The following is a 16,618-nucleotide window of genomic DNA, read 5'->3' on the forward strand; positions in this document are numbered from 1 at the left end:
TGAGATTGCGCTTATTTTTTAACCGAATGATGCGAAATATTGAATATAGTAAGTGTTTCTCATCGCGACGCTGAGTAGAATGAACCTTATATAGGTTAGGTGTGCATCAGTCTCGTACATCGTCCCAACGGAATAACATAGGTAGGCCAAGATGTCTTTCGAAGTACTAGAACAACTAGAATCTAAAATTCAAACTGCAGTTGATACAATCACTCTTCTCCAGATGGAAGTCGAAGAGCTAAAAGCAGATAAGCTAAAACTAGCAGAAGAAGCAAATGAGCTTCGTTCGCAACGTGAAGAGCTAGAGCAAAAAGCGCAGCAAGCTCAACAAGAGCACTCACAATGGCAAGAACGCATTCGTACACTGCTAGGTAAAATGGACGAAGTGGAATAATTCACTTGTTCTTATTTGGAATTAAAAAAACACCCGCTTTAAGCGGGTGTTTGTGTATTTGAACGGTGGAAACGGGCGTAAGCTAACGTTTGAGTGTCGGGGCATTATTGATATGCCATCGATAATACCGAGGCGTTATATTGCGTTTCACTGACTTGAATTCGAAGTAAGTCAGAGTGTTTCCTCTTCATCCGATTTATCGAGCTCTAAGTTAATATTCAATGGCTCAGGAGACAAGATGATGCCGGTGTTATCGGCATAGATGTAATCTTCCGGTAAGAAGCTGACGCCACCAAAATTGACCGGGATGTCTAGCTCACCAATCCCTTGACTGGCTGCACCAACGGGGATAGAGGCTAAAGCCTGAATGCCGATATTCATATCTTCTAGTTCATCGACTTCACGAACACAGCCGTAAACGACCATCCCTTCCCACTCATTTTCTTCAGCGATGGTTGCGATTTCTGCATCAATTAAGGCTTTGCGTAAGGAGCCGCCACCGTCAATTAACAAAACGCGACCAAGTCCATCTTGTTCTAATGTCTCGCGGATCAGCGAATTGTCTTCAAAACACTTGATGGTGGTGGTTTGTCCAGCAAATGAAGCGCGACCGCCAAAGTTACTGAACATTGGTTCAACCACATCTACCTGATCGAGGTAGATATCACAGAGTGCTGAGGTATTGTATTCCATAGCTTACCTTTCTAAACAGAAATTGGTTGTCTTGAGTATATATGGGCATTAAGTCAATGCAATGACAATCTTTTTTTAACTTACTAGAGTTTGAGCTACCACAATTGTTGCAAACAAAACGTTCGTGACTAAAGAGCATTTCACGATGACGGGCATCATTGGTGCTATCTGTGCTGGTTTTTTCGTGTTCCAAACCGCTTTACCATGATCGGCCACGAAGTAGATACTCAGTAAAAATGGCAGACTAATCCAAACTGGTTTGTCTTGAATCAGTAAATACGCGGCAAACGCAAGGATGGCTCCGCCAAGTAGAATAAAATGATAGTGCTTTGCTTTGCGTTGCCCTAGACGCACGGGAACAGTGCGCTTACCACATTCACGGTCGTTTTCGATATCACGCATGTTGTTAATGTTCAGTACCGCTACGGCTAGTAAACCACAGCCCAGAGCAGGTAAGAACAGCGCGGCATCGACATGACCGGTATGCAAAAAGTAGGTGCCCGAGACGCCTAGCAAACCAAAGAAGAGGAAGACAGAGATGTCTCCCAACCCGACATAGCCATATGGTTTGCTGCCCATGGTATACGCAATTGCGGCAAGGATCGCGAGCATGCCTAGCCCGATGAAAGTGGCAATGCTTTCTAGCGAGTTGAGTGAGTAAAAGACCAAGATTAACCCTGAGAGTGCAGTCAAAACGATGTTGAAGGTAATGGCTTGTTTCATCTGTTTTGCGTTTACGGCGCCGGACTGCATCGCCCGTAAAGGGCCTAAGCGCTTTTCATTATCAGTTCCCTGCACGGCATCGCCATAATCATTAGCAAGGTTGGATAAAATCTGCAGTAGTGTCGCTGTGACGAAAGCCATGATAGCTATCGTCATCGAGAAGTGCCCCGTGGAGTATGCAAGTACGCTACCTGTTAAGATAGAGACTAATGCCAGAGGTAATGTTTTAGGGCGAGCGGCCTCAAGCCAGATCTGTAAAGATTGTTTCATGGAAATTTCGTGCTAGTAACCAATGTGCCCAGTATAAGCACAAAGAGGTGGATACGCTATTGACCTAAAACAAGTCAATTAGGAGTCTCTTTATGAAGAGTACTGTCGTGGCTAGTACAAGCTGGAGTTCAGCGTACGCAGTAGTCAGATATTTGTTCGTCCTAGTTCTTCGAAAATTACACTTTGGGTTGATGAGTTTGAATCAAGAGCTCTCGCCGTTCTGAACGCTAAGGGACGATTGTGGTATGTAGTCCCCTGTTGATGCAGGGCAACCTCGCAAATATCGACAAGCCCAGAATAGGACTTCTGGGCTTGTGCAGTGAGGGGGGCGACTAAAGAATAAAGCGGCTTAGATCTTCATCTTCAATGGTATCGCCTAAACGTTCTTTCACATAAGCGGCATTAATGACAAATTTCGCCCCTGATTGTTCTGCAGCGTCATAAGAAATTTCATCCATCAAGCGTTCCATGACGGTATGCAAACGACGAGCACCGATGTTTTCTGTGCTTTCATTCACCGTCCAAGCGGCTTCCGCAATTTGTGTGATACCGTCTTCCGTGAACTCGATGTCTACGTCTTCCGTTTTCATCAATGCCACGTATTGTTCTGTCAGAGATGCTTTCGGTTCTGTCAGGATGCGTTTGAAATCATTACTGCTTAGTGCTTCAAGTTCTACGCGAATTGGTAAGCGGCCTTGCAGTTCTGGGATCAAATCAGAGGGTTTAGCAACTTGGAATGCGCCAGAGGCAACAAACAGAATGTGGTCTGTTTTTACCATGCCGTGCTTGGTGGAAACGGTGCAGCCTTCAATCAATGGTAGTAAATCACGCTGAACGCCTTCACGGGAAACGTCTGGACCAGAACTTTCACCGCGTTTACAGATTTTATCGATCTCATCGACAAACACGATGCCGTTGTTTTCTACGTTGTAAATGGCTGCTTCTTTCAGCTCTTCCTGATTCACTAGTTTTGCTGCTTCTTCTTCAACAAGCGCCTTCAGTGCATCTTTGATCTTTAGCTTACGCTTTTTCTTGGTATCACCAGCCAAGTTTTGGAACATGCCTTGTAACTGGTTCGTCATTTCTTCCATGCCCGGAGGTGCCATGATTTCCACCCCCATTTGTGGTGCGGCCACGTCGATATCGATTTCTTTATCGTCTAGTTGGCCTTCACGTAGTTTTTTACGGAAAACTTGGCGTGTATGAGACGACTCCTCAGTTTGTTCTGCCTGGCCCCAGCTGTCTCGTGCAGGTGGTAGTAATGCATCAAGAATACGTTCTTCTGCTTGCTCTTCAGCGCGGAATTTTACTTTTTCCATCTCTTGTTGATGAGTCAACTTTACGGCGACATCCGTAAGATCACGAATAATCGTTTCGACTTCCTTACCAACATAACCCACTTCGGTGAATTTTGTTGCTTCGACTTTGATGAACGGTGCATTTGCCAGTTTTGCTAAGCGGCGAGCGATTTCGGTCTTACCAACACCAGTAGGACCAATCATTAGAATATTCTTTGGGGTGACTTCTGCACGCAAACTTTCTTCAAGCTGCATACGACGCCAGCGGTTACGAAGTGCAATCGCAACCGAACGTTTTGCTTTTTCTTGCCCAATGATATGGCGGTTCAGCTCATGGACGATTTCGCGAGGTGTCATTTCAGACATATTCTTTCCTTACTTCGTTACGATTACGCTGTTGGATTTGCAAGTTCTGTAGTTGATTCTAGCTCTTCTACAGTGTGGTTGTGGTTGGTGAATACACAAATATCACCTGCGATGTTTAGCGCTTTTTCCGCGATTTCGCGAGCATCTAAGTCGGAGTTCTCCAGCAGCGCTATTGCGGCTGCTTGGGCGTAAGCACCACCGGAGCCAATCGCAATCAAGTCATGCTCTGGCTGTACCACATCACCGTTACCTGTGATGATCAAAGATGTGGTTTCGTCCGCGACGGCAAGAAGGGCTTCTAGTTTACGAAGAGCGCGATCGCTACGCCAGTCTTTGGCTAGCTCTACTGCCGCCTTAGTCAGATGACCTTGGTGCATTTGCAGTTTGCTTTCAAAGCGCTCAAATAGGGTAAAGGCGTCCGCCGTACCGCCAGCGAAACCGGCTAATACTTGATTATTATATAGGCGACGAACTTTGCGTGCGTTACCTTTCATGACGGTGTTGCCTAGAGATACTTGGCCATCACCCGCGATGACGACTTTATTGTTTCGACGTACAGATACAATGGTAGTCACAGTCGACCTCTTGATTATTTCTTTTTGGATTTAATTCTGTATATGGGGGGAGAAATTAGGGATTCAAGGGGAGAGCGTTTTTCGAACTTAGACGTTATGTTCGGCAGTGAGAAACGAATATGATTCACAATCTAGCTGCTGAATGCTGGTCATATGCACCAGAATGCTTTTGATGCGCACACTTTTTGGTTAGATTCCTCGACTCGCAGAACCCACCATTTAGAGGTTATCTGGGTAAAGCAACAAGACCAACAGGGTTGCCCTTGTTGGTCTTTAAATTGATCCATTCATGAGGGCTAGAACTATAGGTTTTCTTTCCAAATCGCACACGGCTCGATTTTAGCGCGCTGCAGTTTATGGCGTTCTCGCTCAGCATCTCGTTTGAATTTGTAAGGCCCTAGCACCACTCGATACCAAGAGCTGCCTTCTTTTTTGCGTATTTTACTCGACATCCCTTGGAAGGCGATTGACAACTTACGCTCTTCTGCCTGCGCTCGAGTTTTATAAGCGCCGCATTGCATAATGTAAGGGATTTTAGAAACTTCAATTTCTTTCGCCACAACTTCCACTTCTCGTTTCGGTAATGACTCGACATACTCCCACTTCTCTTCAGGGGGAGGGGGTAATGTCTTTTTCGGCTTGGTTGTGTTGACGGTTGTTGTTGGCTGCTTTACAACCGGCTGCTTAGGTTCTGGATCATTACTCAATAGGTAAAGCCCATAACCAAACCCTCCGACGAGCAAGATTGCTAATAGGCTACTACGCCAAGGTTTCTTGTTAGACGGCTGCTTTTTTGTCGATTTTTTGGGAGCACCTCGCCCCCGTCTCACATAATCTCTATTTGCCACGGTTACTTCTGGTCATCAAGGATTCTTGTAAATATGTTAATCCAGAACGGGTTGAGAAAACACCCTATTGATAGAATCTTGATAGTTAAGACCCAATAACCTGGCACATATGGGCACGATTAAAACAATGAGTTTTAATGACGGAATAAAAAAGCGGCGCATCATTAGCGCCGCTGTCGTGTTTGCATGGACTGCTCGTTGCTCCCACGCCATAAAACTTATGGGCGTTGCGGCGGCGCAGCGCTACCACGAACGATGAGATTGGTTTCCAATAGGCGCGAGCCGGAATGTACGTCGTGACCTTTGAGCATCTCTAGCATCATCAACATGGCTTGTCGGCCAATCTCATAGCGAGGCTGAGAAATGGTCGTTAGCGGTGGATCGCAATATTGAGCGAAGTTGATGTCATCAAACCCCACCACTGAGAGATCTTGTGGGACACGCAAGCCGAGTTTTTTGGCTTCTTGGATGGCGCCAATGGCCATGGTGTCACAGTGACAGAAAATCGCGGTAGGTGGCTCGGGCAGCTCGAGCAATTTACGAACGGCTTTGGCTCCGCCATCAAAAGAAAACTCGGTGATCACGCTGTATTGTGGCTCTTTGCCAATTCCGGCGCGACGAAGTGCTTGTTGATACCCTTGCTGACGGAACTGACATAAAATAGCCGCCTCTGGCCCTGAGATTTGTGCGATGCGTTTATGGCCTAACTGAGTTAGGTAGTTCACGGCTTCAAAGGCTGATGTCAGGTTATCAATATGAACGGTTGGAAGTTCAAGCTCGGGCGCAAACTCACAGGCCATGACCATGGGCGGTAAGTTTTTTTGTTCAGGTTTACTGACATCAAACGGTAAATCGGTGCCAAGTAACAACATGCCATCAGCTTGCTTAGTAAAAACAAGGTTCACGAAAGAACTTTCGCGTTTTTTCTGTTGACCACTATCCCCCAATAGGACGAGGTAGCCATGTTCCATGGCTGCATCTTCGATACCACGAATGATCTCTGAGAAGTAGGGATCACAGATATCAGGGACGATGGTGACAATGGTCTTCGATTCGTTTCTACGTAAATTTCGCGCTAATGAATTCGGAGAATAACCCGCTTCAAGTACGGCATCTTCCACTCTTTTTCTGGTTGAAGAGGAGACTTTTTCTGGATTCATTAATGCTCGAGATACCGTAGCCGTAGACACTCCCGCAAGCTGGGCAACATCCTTCATTGTCGCCATAGTTTTTAACCTCTCATTTATTTTGCTAAGACGATGTTATTCCTGCTTTGAAGTCGAAGTACTCAAACCAAGATACATCAGCGCCTGCTCATCGCTCAATTCGTGTTTACAGGTGGAAAATTGGGTTTTTCACTGCGACATCAATTTATGGGAATAGTCATTATTCAACCTAAGTCTGTGTGCTCAAGTCACGGTAGACTTTACTCATTGGGATAGTCTATTCATTTCTAAAGTGAAAGTTACGGTCTGTTTAACAAAAAACGCAATCTGAATGTGATCTGTGTCATGTTAAAAGGTAATTCATTACATGGTTAAACGTTTGCTAGCTGAGGTCTTGTGGTTCTATGTCTAAATTCCAGCGTACTTTCTTCGCATTTGGCAACAACTCAATCGCAGGTTTAGCACTGGTTAATAACTTTTGCATCAATGAGCGGTGCTGAGTTTGTAACAAAAGCTGCCAGCGATATTTGCCAGCCCGCTTGGCGAGTGGTGAAGGGGTGGGGCCGAGGACCAGGCATGTGTCATCAAATAAAGGATGAGACTCTAAAGTGAAACGGACTTGGCGTAGAAAATCTTCAACAATCTCGCTTTGGTTGGATTCTGCTTTAAATAAGGTCAGGAAAGTATAGGGTGGAAGCTGTGCGAGTTTACGCTCTTCCAATGCTGTGGTCGCAAAGTGGCGGTAATCTTTTTGCAGCAATGCTTGTAATAAACTGTGCTCTGGGTGGTGAGTTTGTAAAACTACTTCTCCGGGTTTACTTGCGCGGCCAGCCCGTCCCGCAACTTGAATAAACAGTTGCGCGAGGCGTTCAGAAGCGCGGAAGTCACTGCTGTATAATGATCCATCCACATCAAGTAGTGCGACGAGAGTGACATTTGGGAAATGGTGGCCTTTAGCGAGCATCTGGGTGCCGATGAGAATTTGAAATTCACCTTTGTGAATTGACTCGAGCGCATTTTCTAAGCTGCCTTTCCTGCGAGTGCTGTCTCTGTCTATCCGTATCGCTTTGTATTCGGGGAAGAGTTGAGCGAGTTGTTGTTCCAGTTGTTCAGTTCCAACGCCAACAGTCACTAATTGTGTAGAGCCACACCCATGGCACTGATGAATTACGGGTTGTTGAGAACCACAATGATGGCAGCGGATTTCATTACTGTATTGATGAAATGTATAGTAAGCATCGCAGCGTTTACACTCTGCAATCCAGCCACATTCATGACACATCAGTGCTGGAGAGAAACCACGGCGATTGAGGAACAGCATGACTTGGTTGCCCGCTTTTAAGTGCTTGCGCATTTCAGCGATGAGCGTGGCAGATAAACCGCTTTCTAAATATTGGCCTTTTACATCTAAAACTTTGTTTGTCGTCGGCACAGCTGAGCCTGCACGTTGCGTTAGGGTAAGGTGGTGGTACTTGCCTGACAATGCATTATGCAGTGTTTCTAATGCCGGCGTTGCCGAGCCCAGTATTATCGGTACTTGTTCTTTGTGTGCACGCATCACGGCGACGTCACGAGCGTGGTAGCGCAAACTATCCTGTTGCTTGTAAGAGATATCATGTTCTTCATCGACGATGATGATGCCGAGGGCGGCAAAAGGTGTTAGTAGTGCAGAGCGGGTGCCGATAATGATGCCAGCAGCTTTATCTCGAGCTGATAACCAAGCATTAAGACGTTCAGTTTCATTTAAGCCGGAGTGAATGACATCAACAGGAACATTAAAGCGACGTTTAAAGCGGTTGATGGTTTGCGGCGTTAAACCAATTTCGGGTACCAGCACCAATGCCTGTTTACCTTTCTCGAGCACTGGTTTAATGAGGTTGAGATAAACCTCGGTCTTACCTGAGCCAGTGACCCCTTCTAATAAATAACAAGCAAAGCCGGTTTGGCTATTGACGCTAGCAATGGCTAAAGCTTGCTCATGGTTGAGCTTTGGTTTTTCAACGTCACGTTCAATCGGGAGCTGCCACTGGCTAATGGTCGGCTTTTTCTCTATACGTTCAATCCAACCCTTTTCCTTTAGTGTTTTTAATACAGTTGAGGATATTTCTTGTTCAAGCATTTCTTGGTGAGACACAGCACCACCAATCATCATCTGTAATGCTCGTTGTTGTTTCACAGCACGCCCAAGCCCTTGCATTAATTTGTTTTTACCAGCGTCAGTAAGTTGCCATTCTTGCAAGGTAGCAAAATCCGCGGGTTTGCCTTTTCTTAGCGCGGCGGGCATCGCGTTGTGTAGTGTGTCACCCAGCGGATGTTGATAGAACTGGCTGCACCAAGTCAGCAGAGAATAAAGCTTTTCGGGCCAAATAGGACTTGAATCCAAAACCGCTTTGAGTGGTTTTAGTTGCTCTTTTGGAAAGTCGGAGTGGTTGACCATAGCAATGACAATACCAACAAGGGTCTGGCGTCCAAAAGGAACTGATACCCGTCCGCCTATGATCGGAAACAAGTGCCCCGGAATGATGTAATCAAATTGTTTGTCGAGTGGTACGGGTAATGCCACTCTAGCAATGGACGGGCGCATAGATTCTGAGCTATAAAATAGAAAGGAGTGTAGAGTCTATTAAAATCGATGTGGACACTCGAGTAAAGCTGCATGTTTGGGTATGAATCCTGTCAATGGAGCCAGTCTGGCTAAAAAAGTAGCGAAAAAGTTGCCAAATATGTTGATCCGATCAATCTGATTCTTTAGTATATCGCGCCTTGAGATATGGCTTCAGCGATAGGCTGTAGCGGTATCAAACTTTTGATGTTAATTACGTGTGGTGTGCGGCTTAGACTCGTATAGCGACACGGCCTACTATTGAGGTTATCCCATGAAAGCTGGTATCCACCCAGAATACAAAGCAGTAAGTGCTACTTGTTCTTGCGGCAACACTTTTGAGTTCAACTCAACGCTAGCGAAGGAAGCTATCCACCTAGACGTGTGTGACAAGTGCCACCCATTCTACACTGGTAAGCAACGTGTCGTTGATACTGGTGGTCGTGTTGATCGCTTCAACAAGCGTTTTGGTGCACTATCAAGCGGTAAGAAATAATAGCAGACGCTTTTATGATTACAGTTTTAAAAGGGACGCTTCGGCGTCCTTTTTGTTTATAGTCATAGCATGCATAGGCGGATGGTGTGGAAACGGCTAAGCAAAAGCCGTCTGCTACACATAAGTTCGATTATTTTTCATTCGACTATTGCAACCTAAAGTGCGATCTGTATAATGCAGCGCACTGGTTAAGCCAGTTGTGAACCAATGAGCAGTGAGGAGCTAACAAACTTTAGAGTTTGGTAGGTAATGTATACTCAGCTTATGTTCGCGGTTAATACAATTAGCTATCTTTTCTTCGGAAAAACTATCCTCAGAGGTGACTTTGGCATATAGGGATAGTTAATCGAAAATTAACTGACAATGCGTCCTAATCTTGGATGCTACGGTTTCACATAAATCAATCGGCATTCTCTCGTCCTGACGAGTTTGAGTGGCGATATTGTTTGTGTAATTTAATAAATTTGGAGCTCTGTCTCATGCAGAACCAACGTATTCGTATCCGCCTAAAAGCTTTCGATTACAAACTAATCGATGCTTCTACAGCGGAAATCGTTGAAACAGCTAAGCGCACCGGCGCACAGGTTCGTGGTCCAATCCCACTGCCAACTCGTAAAGAGCGTTTCACTGTTCTTATCTCTCCGCACGTTAACAAGAAAGCACGTGACCAGTACGAAATTCGTACTCACAAGCGTCTAATCGACATCGTCGAGCCAACAGACAAAACTGTTGATGCTCTAATGCGTTTAGACCTTGCTGCGGGCGTTGACGTTCAAATTAGCCTAGGTTAAGGGAGATTAGAAGTATGATTGGTCTAATCGGTCGTAAAGTGGGCATGACCCGCGTATTTACTGAAGAAGGCGTTTCTATCCCAGTAACTGTTGTTGAGGTTGAAGCTAACCACGTGTCTCAAGTGAAAACACTTGATACTGACGGCTATGCAGCAATCCAGGTTACAGCTGGTTCTAAGAAAGCTAACCGCGTAAACAAAGCTGAAGCAGGTCACTTTGCTAAAGCTGGCGTTGAAGCTGGTCGCGGTCTTTGGGAATTCCGTTTAGAAAACGGCGAAGAGTTCGAAGTTGGTTCAGAACTAACAGTTGAACTATTCAACGAAACTAAGAAAGTAGACGTTACTGGTACATCTAAAGGTAAAGGCTTCCAAGGCGCAGTTAAGCGTTGGAATTTCAGTACTCAAGATATGACACACGGTAACTCATTGTCTCACCGTGCTCCTGGTTCTATCGGTCAATGTCAGACTCCAGGTCGCGTATTTAAAGGCAAGAAAATGGCAGGTCATATGGGTGCTGAGCGTGTAACGACTCAAAACCTAGAGATCGTACGTGTTGACGCTGAGCGCAACCTGCTTCTTATTAAAGGTGCAGTACCAGGCGCAACTGGCGGCAACGTGATCGTTAAACCAGCTGTTAAAGCATAACGTCTCAGGAGTAAGTAATGGAACTAATGGTTAAAGGTGCCGATGCACTAACTGTTTCCGAAACTACTTTCGGACGTGAGTTTAACGAAGCTCTTGTACACCAAGTAGTTGTTGCGTTTGCAGCAGGTGCTCGTCAAGGTACTCGTGCTCAAAAAACACGTTCAGAAGTTTCTGGCGGTGGCGCTAAGCCATGGCGCCAAAAAGGTACTGGCCGTGCGCGTGCTGGTACAATTCGTAGCCCAATCTGGCGTACAGGTGGTGTTACTTTTGCTGCGAAACCACAAGATCACAGCCAAAAAGTAAACAAAAAAATGTACCGTGGTGCTATGAAGAGCATTCTTTCTGAGCTTGTTCGTCAAGAGCGTTTAATCGTTGTTGATAACTTCTCAGTTGAAGCACCAAAGACTAAAGATTTAGTCGCTAAGCTCAAAGAGCTTGAGCTTACAGACGCTCTAATCGTGACTAGCGAAGTAGATGAGAATCTATTCCTAGCGGCTCGTAACCTATACAAAGTTGACGCACGTGACGTTGCTGGTATCGATCCAGTTTCTCTAATCGCGTTCGACAAAGTTGTAATGACTGCTGAGGCAGTTAAGCAAGTTGAGGAGATGCTAGCATGATTACAGAAGAGCGTATCCTAAAAGTTCTACGTGCGCCGCACATCTCTGAAAAAGCAACTATGGTTGCTGAGAAAGCGAACACTATCGTTTTCAAAGTAGCTAAAGATGCTACTAAAAAAGAGATCAAAGCAGCTGTAGAAAAGCTATTTGAAGTTGAAGTTAAGTCTGTAAATACTCTTATCACTAAGGGTAAGACCAAACGTCAAGGTCTACGCCAAGGTCGCCGCAGCGACGTTAAGAAAGCGTACGTTACTTTGAAAGAAGGTCAAGATCTTGACTTTGTTGGCGGCGCGGAATAACAGGAGTAGTTAAGAATGGCTATTGTTAAATGTAAGCCGACTTCCCCTGGTCGTCGTCACGTTGTTAAAGTTGTTAACGCTGACCTACACAAGGGCAAGCCGTATGCACCTCTTCTAGAGAAAAACTCTAAGAATGGCGGTCGTAACAACAACGGTCGTATCACAGTACGTCACATCGGCGGTGGTCATAAGCACCACTACCGTTTAGTTGACTTTAAACGTACTAAAGACGGTATCCCAGCGACAGTTGAGCGTCTTGAATACGATCCAAACCGTAGCGCAAATATTGCTCTAGTTCTATATAAAGACGGTGAGCGCCGCTACATCCTAGCACCTAAAGGTGTTAAAGCTGGTGATGCAATCCAGTCTGGTGTTGATGCACCAATTAAAGCTGGTAACACGCTACCAATGCGTAACATCCCAGTGGGTTCAACTGTACACAACGTTGAACTTAAGCCTGGTAAAGGTGGTCAGTTAGCTCGTTCGGCTGGTGCTTACGCTCAAATCGTTGCTCGCGACGGTACGTACGTAACTATCCGTCTACGTTCTGGCGAAATGCGCAAAGTTCTTTCTGAAGGCCGTGCAACAATCGGTGAAGTTGGTAACTCTGAGCACATGCTACGTGAACTGGGTAAAGCTGGTGCATCACGTCATCGCGGTGTCCGTCCAACGGTTCGTGGTGTTGTAATGAACCCGATTGACCACCCACACGGTGGTGGTGAAGGTCGTACTTCTGGTGGTCGTCACCCAGTATCTCCTTGGGGTATGCCAACTAAAGGCTTCAAAACCCGTAAGAACAAACGCACCGACAAGTACATCGTACGTCGTCGTAATAAGTAATCTATATAAGAGGATAAGCCATGCCACGTTCTCTCAAGAAAGGTCCATTTATTGACCTACACTTGCTGAAGAAGGTAGAGAAAGCGGTGGAAAGCGGAGACAAAAAGCCTATTAAGACTTGGTCCCGTCGCTCAATGATCATCCCTACGATGATCGGTTTGACCATCGCTGTCCATAATGGTCGTCAGCACGTCCCTGTATTTGTAACTGATGAAATGATCGGTCACAAACTGGGTGAATTCGCACCAACACGTACTTACCGCGGCCACGTTGCGGATAAGAAAGCTAAGAAGCGCTAAGGAGTAAATGATGGAAGCAATTGCTAAACATAACTTTGCTCGCATTTCGCCTCAGAAAGCTCGCTTAGTTGCGGATCAAATCCGTGGTAAATCTGTTGACCAAGCTCTAGAAATTTTAACTTTCAGCAACAAAAAAGCTGCTGTATTAGTTAAGAAAGTTCTTGAGTCAGCTATCGCGAATGCGGAGCACAACGAAGGTGCGGATATCGACGATCTATCAGTCGCTAAAATCTTCGTAGATGAAGGCCCTACCATGAAGCGTATTATGCCTCGTGCAAAAGGTCGTGCGGATCGTATCTTGAAGCGTTCAAGCCACATCACTGTTGTTGTAGCAGACGCTTGAGACTAGGAGAGTAAGCAATGGGTCAGAAAGTACATCCAAATGGTATTCGTCTAGGCATCGTTAAGCCTTGGAATGCTACATGGTTTGCTAACACCAAAGATTTCGCTGCCAACCTAGACGGCGACTTCAAGGTACGTCAGTTCCTTACACGTGAACTGAAAAAAGCGTCTCTATCACGCATCATTATCGAACGTCCTGCAAAAAGCATCCGTGTGACTATTCACACTGCTCGTCCAGGCGTTGTTATCGGTAAGAAAGGTGAAGACGTAGAGAAGCTACGCACAGCTGTAGCTAAAATTGCAGGTGTACCAGCGCAAATTAACATCGCTGAAGTACGTAAGCCTGAACTAGATGCGCAACTTGTTGGTGACAGCATCGCGTCTCAGCTAGAGCGTCGTGTAATGTTCCGTCGTGCTATGAAGCGCGCGGTACAGAACGCAATGCGTCTAGGTGCTAAAGGTATCAAAGTGGAAGTAAGCGGTCGTCTAGGCGGCGCTGAAATCGCGCGTTCAGAGTGGTACCGTGAAGGCCGTGTGCCTCTACACACTCTACGTGCTGACATTGATTACGCAACTTCTTCGGCTCACACTCAATACGGTGTGATCGGCATTAAAACTTGGATCTTCAAAGGTGAAATCCTAGACGGTATGCCAGCAGCTAACGCTGTAGAGCCAAAAGGCGATAAGCCTAAGAAGCAGCGCAAAGGCCGTAAGTAAGGAGTCGACAGATGCTACAACCTAAACGTACTAAGTTCCGTAAGGTTCAGACTGGTCGTAACCGTGGTCTAGCTAAGGGTACTGATGTAAGCTTCGGCGAATTCGGTCTTAAAGCTGTTGGCCGTGGTCGTCTAACTGCTCGTCAAATCGAAGCGGCACGTCGTGCAATGACACGTCACGTTAAGCGTCAAGGTAAAATTTGGATCCGTGTGTTCCCAGATAAGCCTATCACAGAAAAACCACTTGAAGTTCGTCAGGGTAAGGGTAAAGGTAACGTTGAGTACTGGGTAGCCCAAATCCAACCTGGTAAGGTTATGTACGAAATGGGTGGTGTACCTGAAGAATTGGCACGTGAAGCGTTCCGTCTTGCGGCGCGTAAACTGCCTTTCAAAACTACATTTGTAACTAAGCAGGTGATGTGATGAACGCACAAGATCTACGCGAGAAAAGCGTTGAAGAGCTTAACGCTGAGCTAATGAATTTGCTACGTGAACAGTTCAACTTGCGCATGCAAGCTGCAACTGGTCAACTACAGCAAACTCATACTCTGAAAGCTGTACGCCGTGATATCGCACGTGTGAAAACTGTTTTGACTGAGAAGGCAGGCGCATAATGAGCGAAGTAAAACGTACTCAACAAGGTCGTGTAATTAGCGACAAGATGGATAAGTCTATCACCGTTGCTATCGAACGTTTCGTAAAACACCCAATCTATGGTAAATACGTTAAACGTACGACTAAAGTACACGCACATGACGAAAACAACGAGTGTGGCTTCGGCGATACTGTTGAGATCGAAGAGTGTCGTCCACTGTCTAAGACTAAGTCTTGGACTTTGGTAAAAGTTCTAGAAAAGGCGAAGATCTAATCTTTGCTATTCTATGAAATCAAGCGGCTCCAAAAATATTTTTGGAGCCGCTTATTTATTGACTACCCAATCACAAAAAAGGGTGGTACAATTCGCGTCCCTTTTAAAGAGGCAGCCCGACCCGTGATGGGTCTAGTTATTAATATTTAGCGGAGCACTAACATGATCCAAATGCAAAGTATGCTGGACGCAGCTGATAACTCAGGCGCACGCAGCGTAATGTGTATTAAGGTTCTGGGTGGCTCTCACCGCCGTTATGCACATATCGGTGACGTCATCAAAGTTACTGTGAAGGAAGCAATCCCTCGCGGTAAAGTAAAAAAAGGTGATGTTCTGAAGGCGGTGGTAGTGCGCACCCGTAAAGGCGTACGTCGTCCTGACGGTTCTGTCATTCGCTTCGACCGAAATGCTTGCGTATTGCTAAACGACAATACTGAGCAACCAATCGGTACACGTATCTTTGGTCCTGTGACGCGCGAACTTCGTGGCAATAAGTTCATGAAGATCGTTTCACTGGCTCCAGAAGTTCTGTAAGGAGCACGTAGAAATGGCAGCTAAAATCCGTCGTAACGACGAAGTAATCGTTCTTGCTGGTAAAGACAAAGGCAAGAAAGGTAAAGTAACTAAGGTTCTAGCAACCGGTAAAGTTATCGTTGAAGGTATTAACCTTGTTAAGAAGCACCAAAAGCCGGTACCGGCTCTAGGTCAACAAGGTGGCATCGTTGAACAAGAAGCAGCAATTGATGTTTCTAACGTTGCAATCTTTAACGCAGCTACTGGTAAAGCTGACCGTATCGGTTTCCGTTTTGAAGATGGTAAGAAAGTTCGTTTCTTTAAGTCTAATGACGAAATCGTTTCTAACTAATAGAAGTAATTTGGAGTTCTACTATGGCGAAACTGCATGATTACTACAAGTCGTCTGTAGTCGCTGAACTGACCAAACAGTTCAGTTACACAAGCGTCATGCAAGTCCCTAGAATCGAGAAAATCACCCTTAACATGGGTGTTGGTGAAGCAATCAACGATAAGAAACTGCTAGAAAATGCAGCGTCTGATATGGCAACGATCTCTGGTCAGAAGCCACTTATCACAAAAGCGCGCAAATCTGTTGCAGGTTTCAAAATCCGCGAAGGCTACCCTATCGGTTGTAAAGTAACCTTGCGTGGCGAACGTATGTGGGATTTTCTTGAGCGTTTAATTAACATCGCTCTTCCACGAGTACGTGATTTCCGTGGTGTTAGCGCTAAGTCTTTTGACGGTCGCGGTAACTACAGCATGGGCGTTCGCGAGCAAATCATCTTCCCGGAAGTCGACTTCGATAAAGTTGACCGTGTACGCGGCTTAGACATCACAATTACGACGTCTGCTGGTACTGATGAGGAAGGCCGTGCTCTGCTGGCTGCCTTTAACTTCCCATTCCGTAAGTAAGGTGAAGGGTTACTGTTATGGCTAAACAATCAATGAAAGCACGTGAAGCTAAACGTGCACAGCTAGTAGCTAAGTTCGCACAAAAGCGTGCTGCGCTAAAAGCTATCATCAGCGATGTAAACGCATCTGAAGAAGATCGTTGGAACGCGGTTCTTACACTGCAATCTCTTCCACGTGATTCGAGTGCATCACGTCAGCGCAACCGTTGCAACCAAACTGGTCGTCCACACGGTTACCTACGTAAGTTCGGTCTAAGCCGTATTAAGGTTCGTGAAGCTTGCATGAAAGGCGAGATTCCGGGTCTTCGTAAGGCTAGCTGGTAATTGCCACTTAATCATTT

General features: G+C 45.8%; 24 protein-coding genes. 17 read left to right on the forward strand and 7 right to left on the reverse strand.

Annotation, left to right across the window (positions count from 1 at the left end):
• Window positions 1-151: 151 nt before the first annotated feature.
• Window positions 152-394, forward strand: coding sequence for a cell division protein ZapB (zapB, locus tag AC3D28_RS12900; protein ID WP_098416689.1), 243 nt, complete (start codon window positions 152-154; stop codon window positions 392-394).
• A 171-nt stretch (window positions 395-565) separates the two neighbouring features.
• Here the strand turns inward: zapB and rraA are convergent, their stop codons facing one another.
• The 7 genes from rraA to priA form a co-directional block, all read right to left on the reverse strand.
• Window positions 566-1,087 (reverse strand): ribonuclease E activity regulator RraA, encoded by a 522-nt coding sequence (rraA, locus tag AC3D28_RS12905; protein WP_098416688.1) that lies wholly within the window; start codon window positions 1,085-1,087, stop codon window positions 566-568.
• 75 nt (window positions 1,088-1,162) lie between these two features.
• Entirely contained in the window at window positions 1,163-2,080 is a 918-nt protein-coding gene (locus tag AC3D28_RS12910; RefSeq protein WP_098416687.1) for a 1,4-dihydroxy-2-naphthoate polyprenyltransferase, read from the reverse strand.
• A gap of 332 nt (window positions 2,081-2,412) precedes the next feature.
• Window positions 2,413-3,744, reverse strand: a complete 1,332-nt coding sequence (gene hslU / locus AC3D28_RS12915) for an ATP-dependent protease ATPase subunit HslU (RefSeq protein ID WP_098416686.1) — start codon at window positions 3,742-3,744, stop codon at window positions 2,413-2,415.
• 23 nt (window positions 3,745-3,767) lie between these two features.
• Window positions 3,768-4,319 (reverse strand): ATP-dependent protease subunit HslV, encoded by a 552-nt coding sequence (hslV, locus tag AC3D28_RS12920; protein WP_098416685.1) that lies wholly within the window; start codon window positions 4,317-4,319, stop codon window positions 3,768-3,770.
• A 302-nt stretch (window positions 4,320-4,621) separates the two neighbouring features.
• Entirely contained in the window at window positions 4,622-5,167 is a 546-nt protein-coding gene (gene ftsN / locus AC3D28_RS12925; protein ID WP_098416684.1) for a cell division protein FtsN, read from the reverse strand.
• Window positions 5,168-5,385: 218 nt separating this feature from the next.
• Window positions 5,386-6,393: a DNA-binding transcriptional regulator CytR gene (cytR, locus tag AC3D28_RS12930; RefSeq protein WP_488534998.1), complete on the reverse strand. Its 1,008-nt coding sequence runs from the start codon at window positions 6,391-6,393 to the stop codon at window positions 5,386-5,388.
• Window positions 6,394-6,715: 322 nt separating this feature from the next.
• Window positions 6,716-8,917, reverse strand: coding sequence for a primosomal protein N' (gene priA / locus AC3D28_RS12935; RefSeq protein ID WP_488534999.1), 2,202 nt, complete (start codon window positions 8,915-8,917; stop codon window positions 6,716-6,718).
• Between the two features lie 292 nt (window positions 8,918-9,209).
• On the opposite strand from priA, the gene rpmE reads away from it, so the two are divergent.
• The 16 genes from rpmE to rpsN all read left to right on the forward strand — a co-directional run bounded on the left by rpmE (window position 9,210) and on the right by rpsN (window position 16,601).
• Window positions 9,210-9,431: a 50S ribosomal protein L31 gene (rpmE, locus tag AC3D28_RS12940; protein ID WP_098416681.1), complete on the forward strand. Its 222-nt coding sequence runs from the start codon at window positions 9,210-9,212 to the stop codon at window positions 9,429-9,431.
• Between the two features lie 479 nt (window positions 9,432-9,910).
• On the forward strand, window positions 9,911-10,222 hold the full coding sequence (gene rpsJ / locus AC3D28_RS12945) for a 30S ribosomal protein S10 (protein ID WP_004410492.1): 312 nt from the start codon (window positions 9,911-9,913) through the stop codon (window positions 10,220-10,222).
• Between the two features lie 14 nt (window positions 10,223-10,236).
• The gene (gene rplC, locus AC3D28_RS12950) at window positions 10,237-10,866 is read left to right on the forward strand and encodes a 50S ribosomal protein L3 (RefSeq protein WP_098416680.1); all 630 of its coding nucleotides are present in this window, start codon (window positions 10,237-10,239) and stop codon (window positions 10,864-10,866) included.
• 17 nt (window positions 10,867-10,883) lie between these two features.
• Entirely contained in the window at window positions 10,884-11,486 is a 603-nt protein-coding gene (rplD, locus tag AC3D28_RS12955) for a 50S ribosomal protein L4 (protein ID WP_098416679.1), read from the forward strand.
• Complete coding sequence (rplW, locus tag AC3D28_RS12960) at window positions 11,483-11,785, forward strand: 50S ribosomal protein L23 (RefSeq protein ID WP_098416678.1); 303 nt, start codon at window positions 11,483-11,485, stop codon at window positions 11,783-11,785. Before rplD ends, rplW begins: the two co-directional genes overlap by 4 nt.
• A gap of 15 nt (window positions 11,786-11,800) precedes the next feature.
• Window positions 11,801-12,625 carry a 50S ribosomal protein L2 gene (rplB, locus tag AC3D28_RS12965; protein ID WP_098416677.1) on the forward strand — a complete coding sequence of 275 codons (825 nt, stop codon included), beginning with the start codon at window positions 11,801-11,803 and terminating at the stop codon, window positions 12,623-12,625.
• Between the two features lie 20 nt (window positions 12,626-12,645).
• Complete coding sequence (gene rpsS / locus AC3D28_RS12970) at window positions 12,646-12,924, forward strand: 30S ribosomal protein S19 (protein WP_041156799.1); 279 nt, start codon at window positions 12,646-12,648, stop codon at window positions 12,922-12,924.
• A gap of 10 nt (window positions 12,925-12,934) precedes the next feature.
• Window positions 12,935-13,267 (forward strand): 50S ribosomal protein L22, encoded by a 333-nt coding sequence (rplV, locus tag AC3D28_RS12975; protein WP_041156798.1) that lies wholly within the window; start codon window positions 12,935-12,937, stop codon window positions 13,265-13,267.
• 17 nt (window positions 13,268-13,284) lie between these two features.
• Window positions 13,285-13,983, forward strand: a complete 699-nt coding sequence (gene rpsC / locus AC3D28_RS12980; RefSeq protein WP_098416676.1) for a 30S ribosomal protein S3 — start codon at window positions 13,285-13,287, stop codon at window positions 13,981-13,983.
• Window positions 13,984-13,994: 11 nt separating this feature from the next.
• Complete coding sequence (gene rplP / locus AC3D28_RS12985; protein WP_005379577.1) at window positions 13,995-14,405, forward strand: 50S ribosomal protein L16; 411 nt, start codon at window positions 13,995-13,997, stop codon at window positions 14,403-14,405.
• Window positions 14,405-14,596, forward strand: coding sequence for a 50S ribosomal protein L29 (gene rpmC, locus AC3D28_RS12990; protein ID WP_098416675.1), 192 nt, complete (start codon window positions 14,405-14,407; stop codon window positions 14,594-14,596). Before rplP ends, rpmC begins: the two co-directional genes overlap by 1 nt.
• Window positions 14,596-14,850 (forward strand): 30S ribosomal protein S17, encoded by a 255-nt coding sequence (gene rpsQ, locus AC3D28_RS12995; protein WP_098416674.1) that lies wholly within the window; start codon window positions 14,596-14,598, stop codon window positions 14,848-14,850. Before rpmC ends, rpsQ begins: the two co-directional genes overlap by 1 nt.
• Window positions 14,851-15,012: 162 nt before the next feature.
• A complete protein-coding gene (rplN, locus tag AC3D28_RS13000; protein WP_098416673.1) occupies window positions 15,013-15,384 on the forward strand; it encodes a 50S ribosomal protein L14 in 372 nt (123 codons plus the stop codon).
• Window positions 15,385-15,397: 13 nt separating this feature from the next.
• The gene (gene rplX / locus AC3D28_RS13005) at window positions 15,398-15,715 is read left to right on the forward strand and encodes a 50S ribosomal protein L24 (protein WP_098416672.1); all 318 of its coding nucleotides are present in this window, start codon (window positions 15,398-15,400) and stop codon (window positions 15,713-15,715) included.
• Between the two features lie 23 nt (window positions 15,716-15,738).
• Window positions 15,739-16,278 carry a 50S ribosomal protein L5 gene (rplE, locus tag AC3D28_RS13010; protein WP_098416671.1) on the forward strand — a complete coding sequence of 180 codons (540 nt, stop codon included), beginning with the start codon at window positions 15,739-15,741 and terminating at the stop codon, window positions 16,276-16,278.
• Between the two features lie 17 nt (window positions 16,279-16,295).
• Window positions 16,296-16,601, forward strand: coding sequence for a 30S ribosomal protein S14 (rpsN, locus tag AC3D28_RS13015; protein WP_098416670.1), 306 nt, complete (start codon window positions 16,296-16,298; stop codon window positions 16,599-16,601).
• Window positions 16,602-16,618 lie beyond the last annotated feature (17 nt).

This window comes from Vibrio sp. TAP-3B (assembly GCF_057784735.1).

Bases quoted from the DNA above. Each gene is read 5' to 3' on its own strand.
- rpsC (WP_098416676.1), top strand. From the start codon at position 13,285: ATGGGTCAGAAAGTACATCCAAATGGTATTCGTCTAGGCATCGTTAAG.
- rplE (WP_098416671.1), top strand. From the start codon at position 15,739: ATGGCGAAACTGCATGATTACTACAAGTCGTCTGTAGTCGCTGAACTG.
- rplN (WP_098416673.1), top strand. From the start codon at position 15,013: ATGATCCAAATGCAAAGTATGCTGGACGCAGCTGATAACTCAGGCGCA.
- zapB (WP_098416689.1), top strand. From the start codon at position 152: ATGTCTTTCGAAGTACTAGAACAACTAGAATCTAAAATTCAAACTGCA.
- AC3D28_RS12910 (WP_098416687.1), bottom strand. From the start codon at position 2,080: ATGAAACAATCTTTACAGATCTGGCTTGAGGCCGCTCGCCCTAAAACA.
- rraA (WP_098416688.1), bottom strand. From the start codon at position 1,087: ATGGAATACAATACCTCAGCACTCTGTGATATCTACCTCGATCAGGTA.
- rplW (WP_098416678.1), top strand. From the start codon at position 11,483: ATGATTACAGAAGAGCGTATCCTAAAAGTTCTACGTGCGCCGCACATC.
- rplB (WP_098416677.1), top strand. From the start codon at position 11,801: ATGGCTATTGTTAAATGTAAGCCGACTTCCCCTGGTCGTCGTCACGTT.
- rplC (WP_098416680.1), top strand. From the start codon at position 10,237: ATGATTGGTCTAATCGGTCGTAAAGTGGGCATGACCCGCGTATTTACT.
- priA (WP_488534999.1), bottom strand. From the start codon at position 8,917: ATGCGCCCGTCCATTGCTAGAGTGGCATTACCCGTACCACTCGACAAA.
- rplP (WP_005379577.1), top strand. From the start codon at position 13,995: ATGCTACAACCTAAACGTACTAAGTTCCGTAAGGTTCAGACTGGTCGT.
- rpmC (WP_098416675.1), top strand. From the start codon at position 14,405: ATGAACGCACAAGATCTACGCGAGAAAAGCGTTGAAGAGCTTAACGCT.
- hslU (WP_098416686.1), bottom strand. From the start codon at position 3,744: ATGTCTGAAATGACACCTCGCGAAATCGTCCATGAGCTGAACCGCCAT.
- rpsQ (WP_098416674.1), top strand. From the start codon at position 14,596: ATGAGCGAAGTAAAACGTACTCAACAAGGTCGTGTAATTAGCGACAAG.
- rpsS (WP_041156799.1), top strand. From the start codon at position 12,646: ATGCCACGTTCTCTCAAGAAAGGTCCATTTATTGACCTACACTTGCTG.
- cytR (WP_488534998.1), bottom strand. From the start codon at position 6,393: ATGGCGACAATGAAGGATGTTGCCCAGCTTGCGGGAGTGTCTACGGCT.
- rpmE (WP_098416681.1), top strand. From the start codon at position 9,210: ATGAAAGCTGGTATCCACCCAGAATACAAAGCAGTAAGTGCTACTTGT.
- rpsJ (WP_004410492.1), top strand. From the start codon at position 9,911: ATGCAGAACCAACGTATTCGTATCCGCCTAAAAGCTTTCGATTACAAA.
- rpsN (WP_098416670.1), top strand. From the start codon at position 16,296: ATGGCTAAACAATCAATGAAAGCACGTGAAGCTAAACGTGCACAGCTA.
- rplX (WP_098416672.1), top strand. From the start codon at position 15,398: ATGGCAGCTAAAATCCGTCGTAACGACGAAGTAATCGTTCTTGCTGGT.
- rplV (WP_041156798.1), top strand. From the start codon at position 12,935: ATGGAAGCAATTGCTAAACATAACTTTGCTCGCATTTCGCCTCAGAAA.
- rplD (WP_098416679.1), top strand. From the start codon at position 10,884: ATGGAACTAATGGTTAAAGGTGCCGATGCACTAACTGTTTCCGAAACT.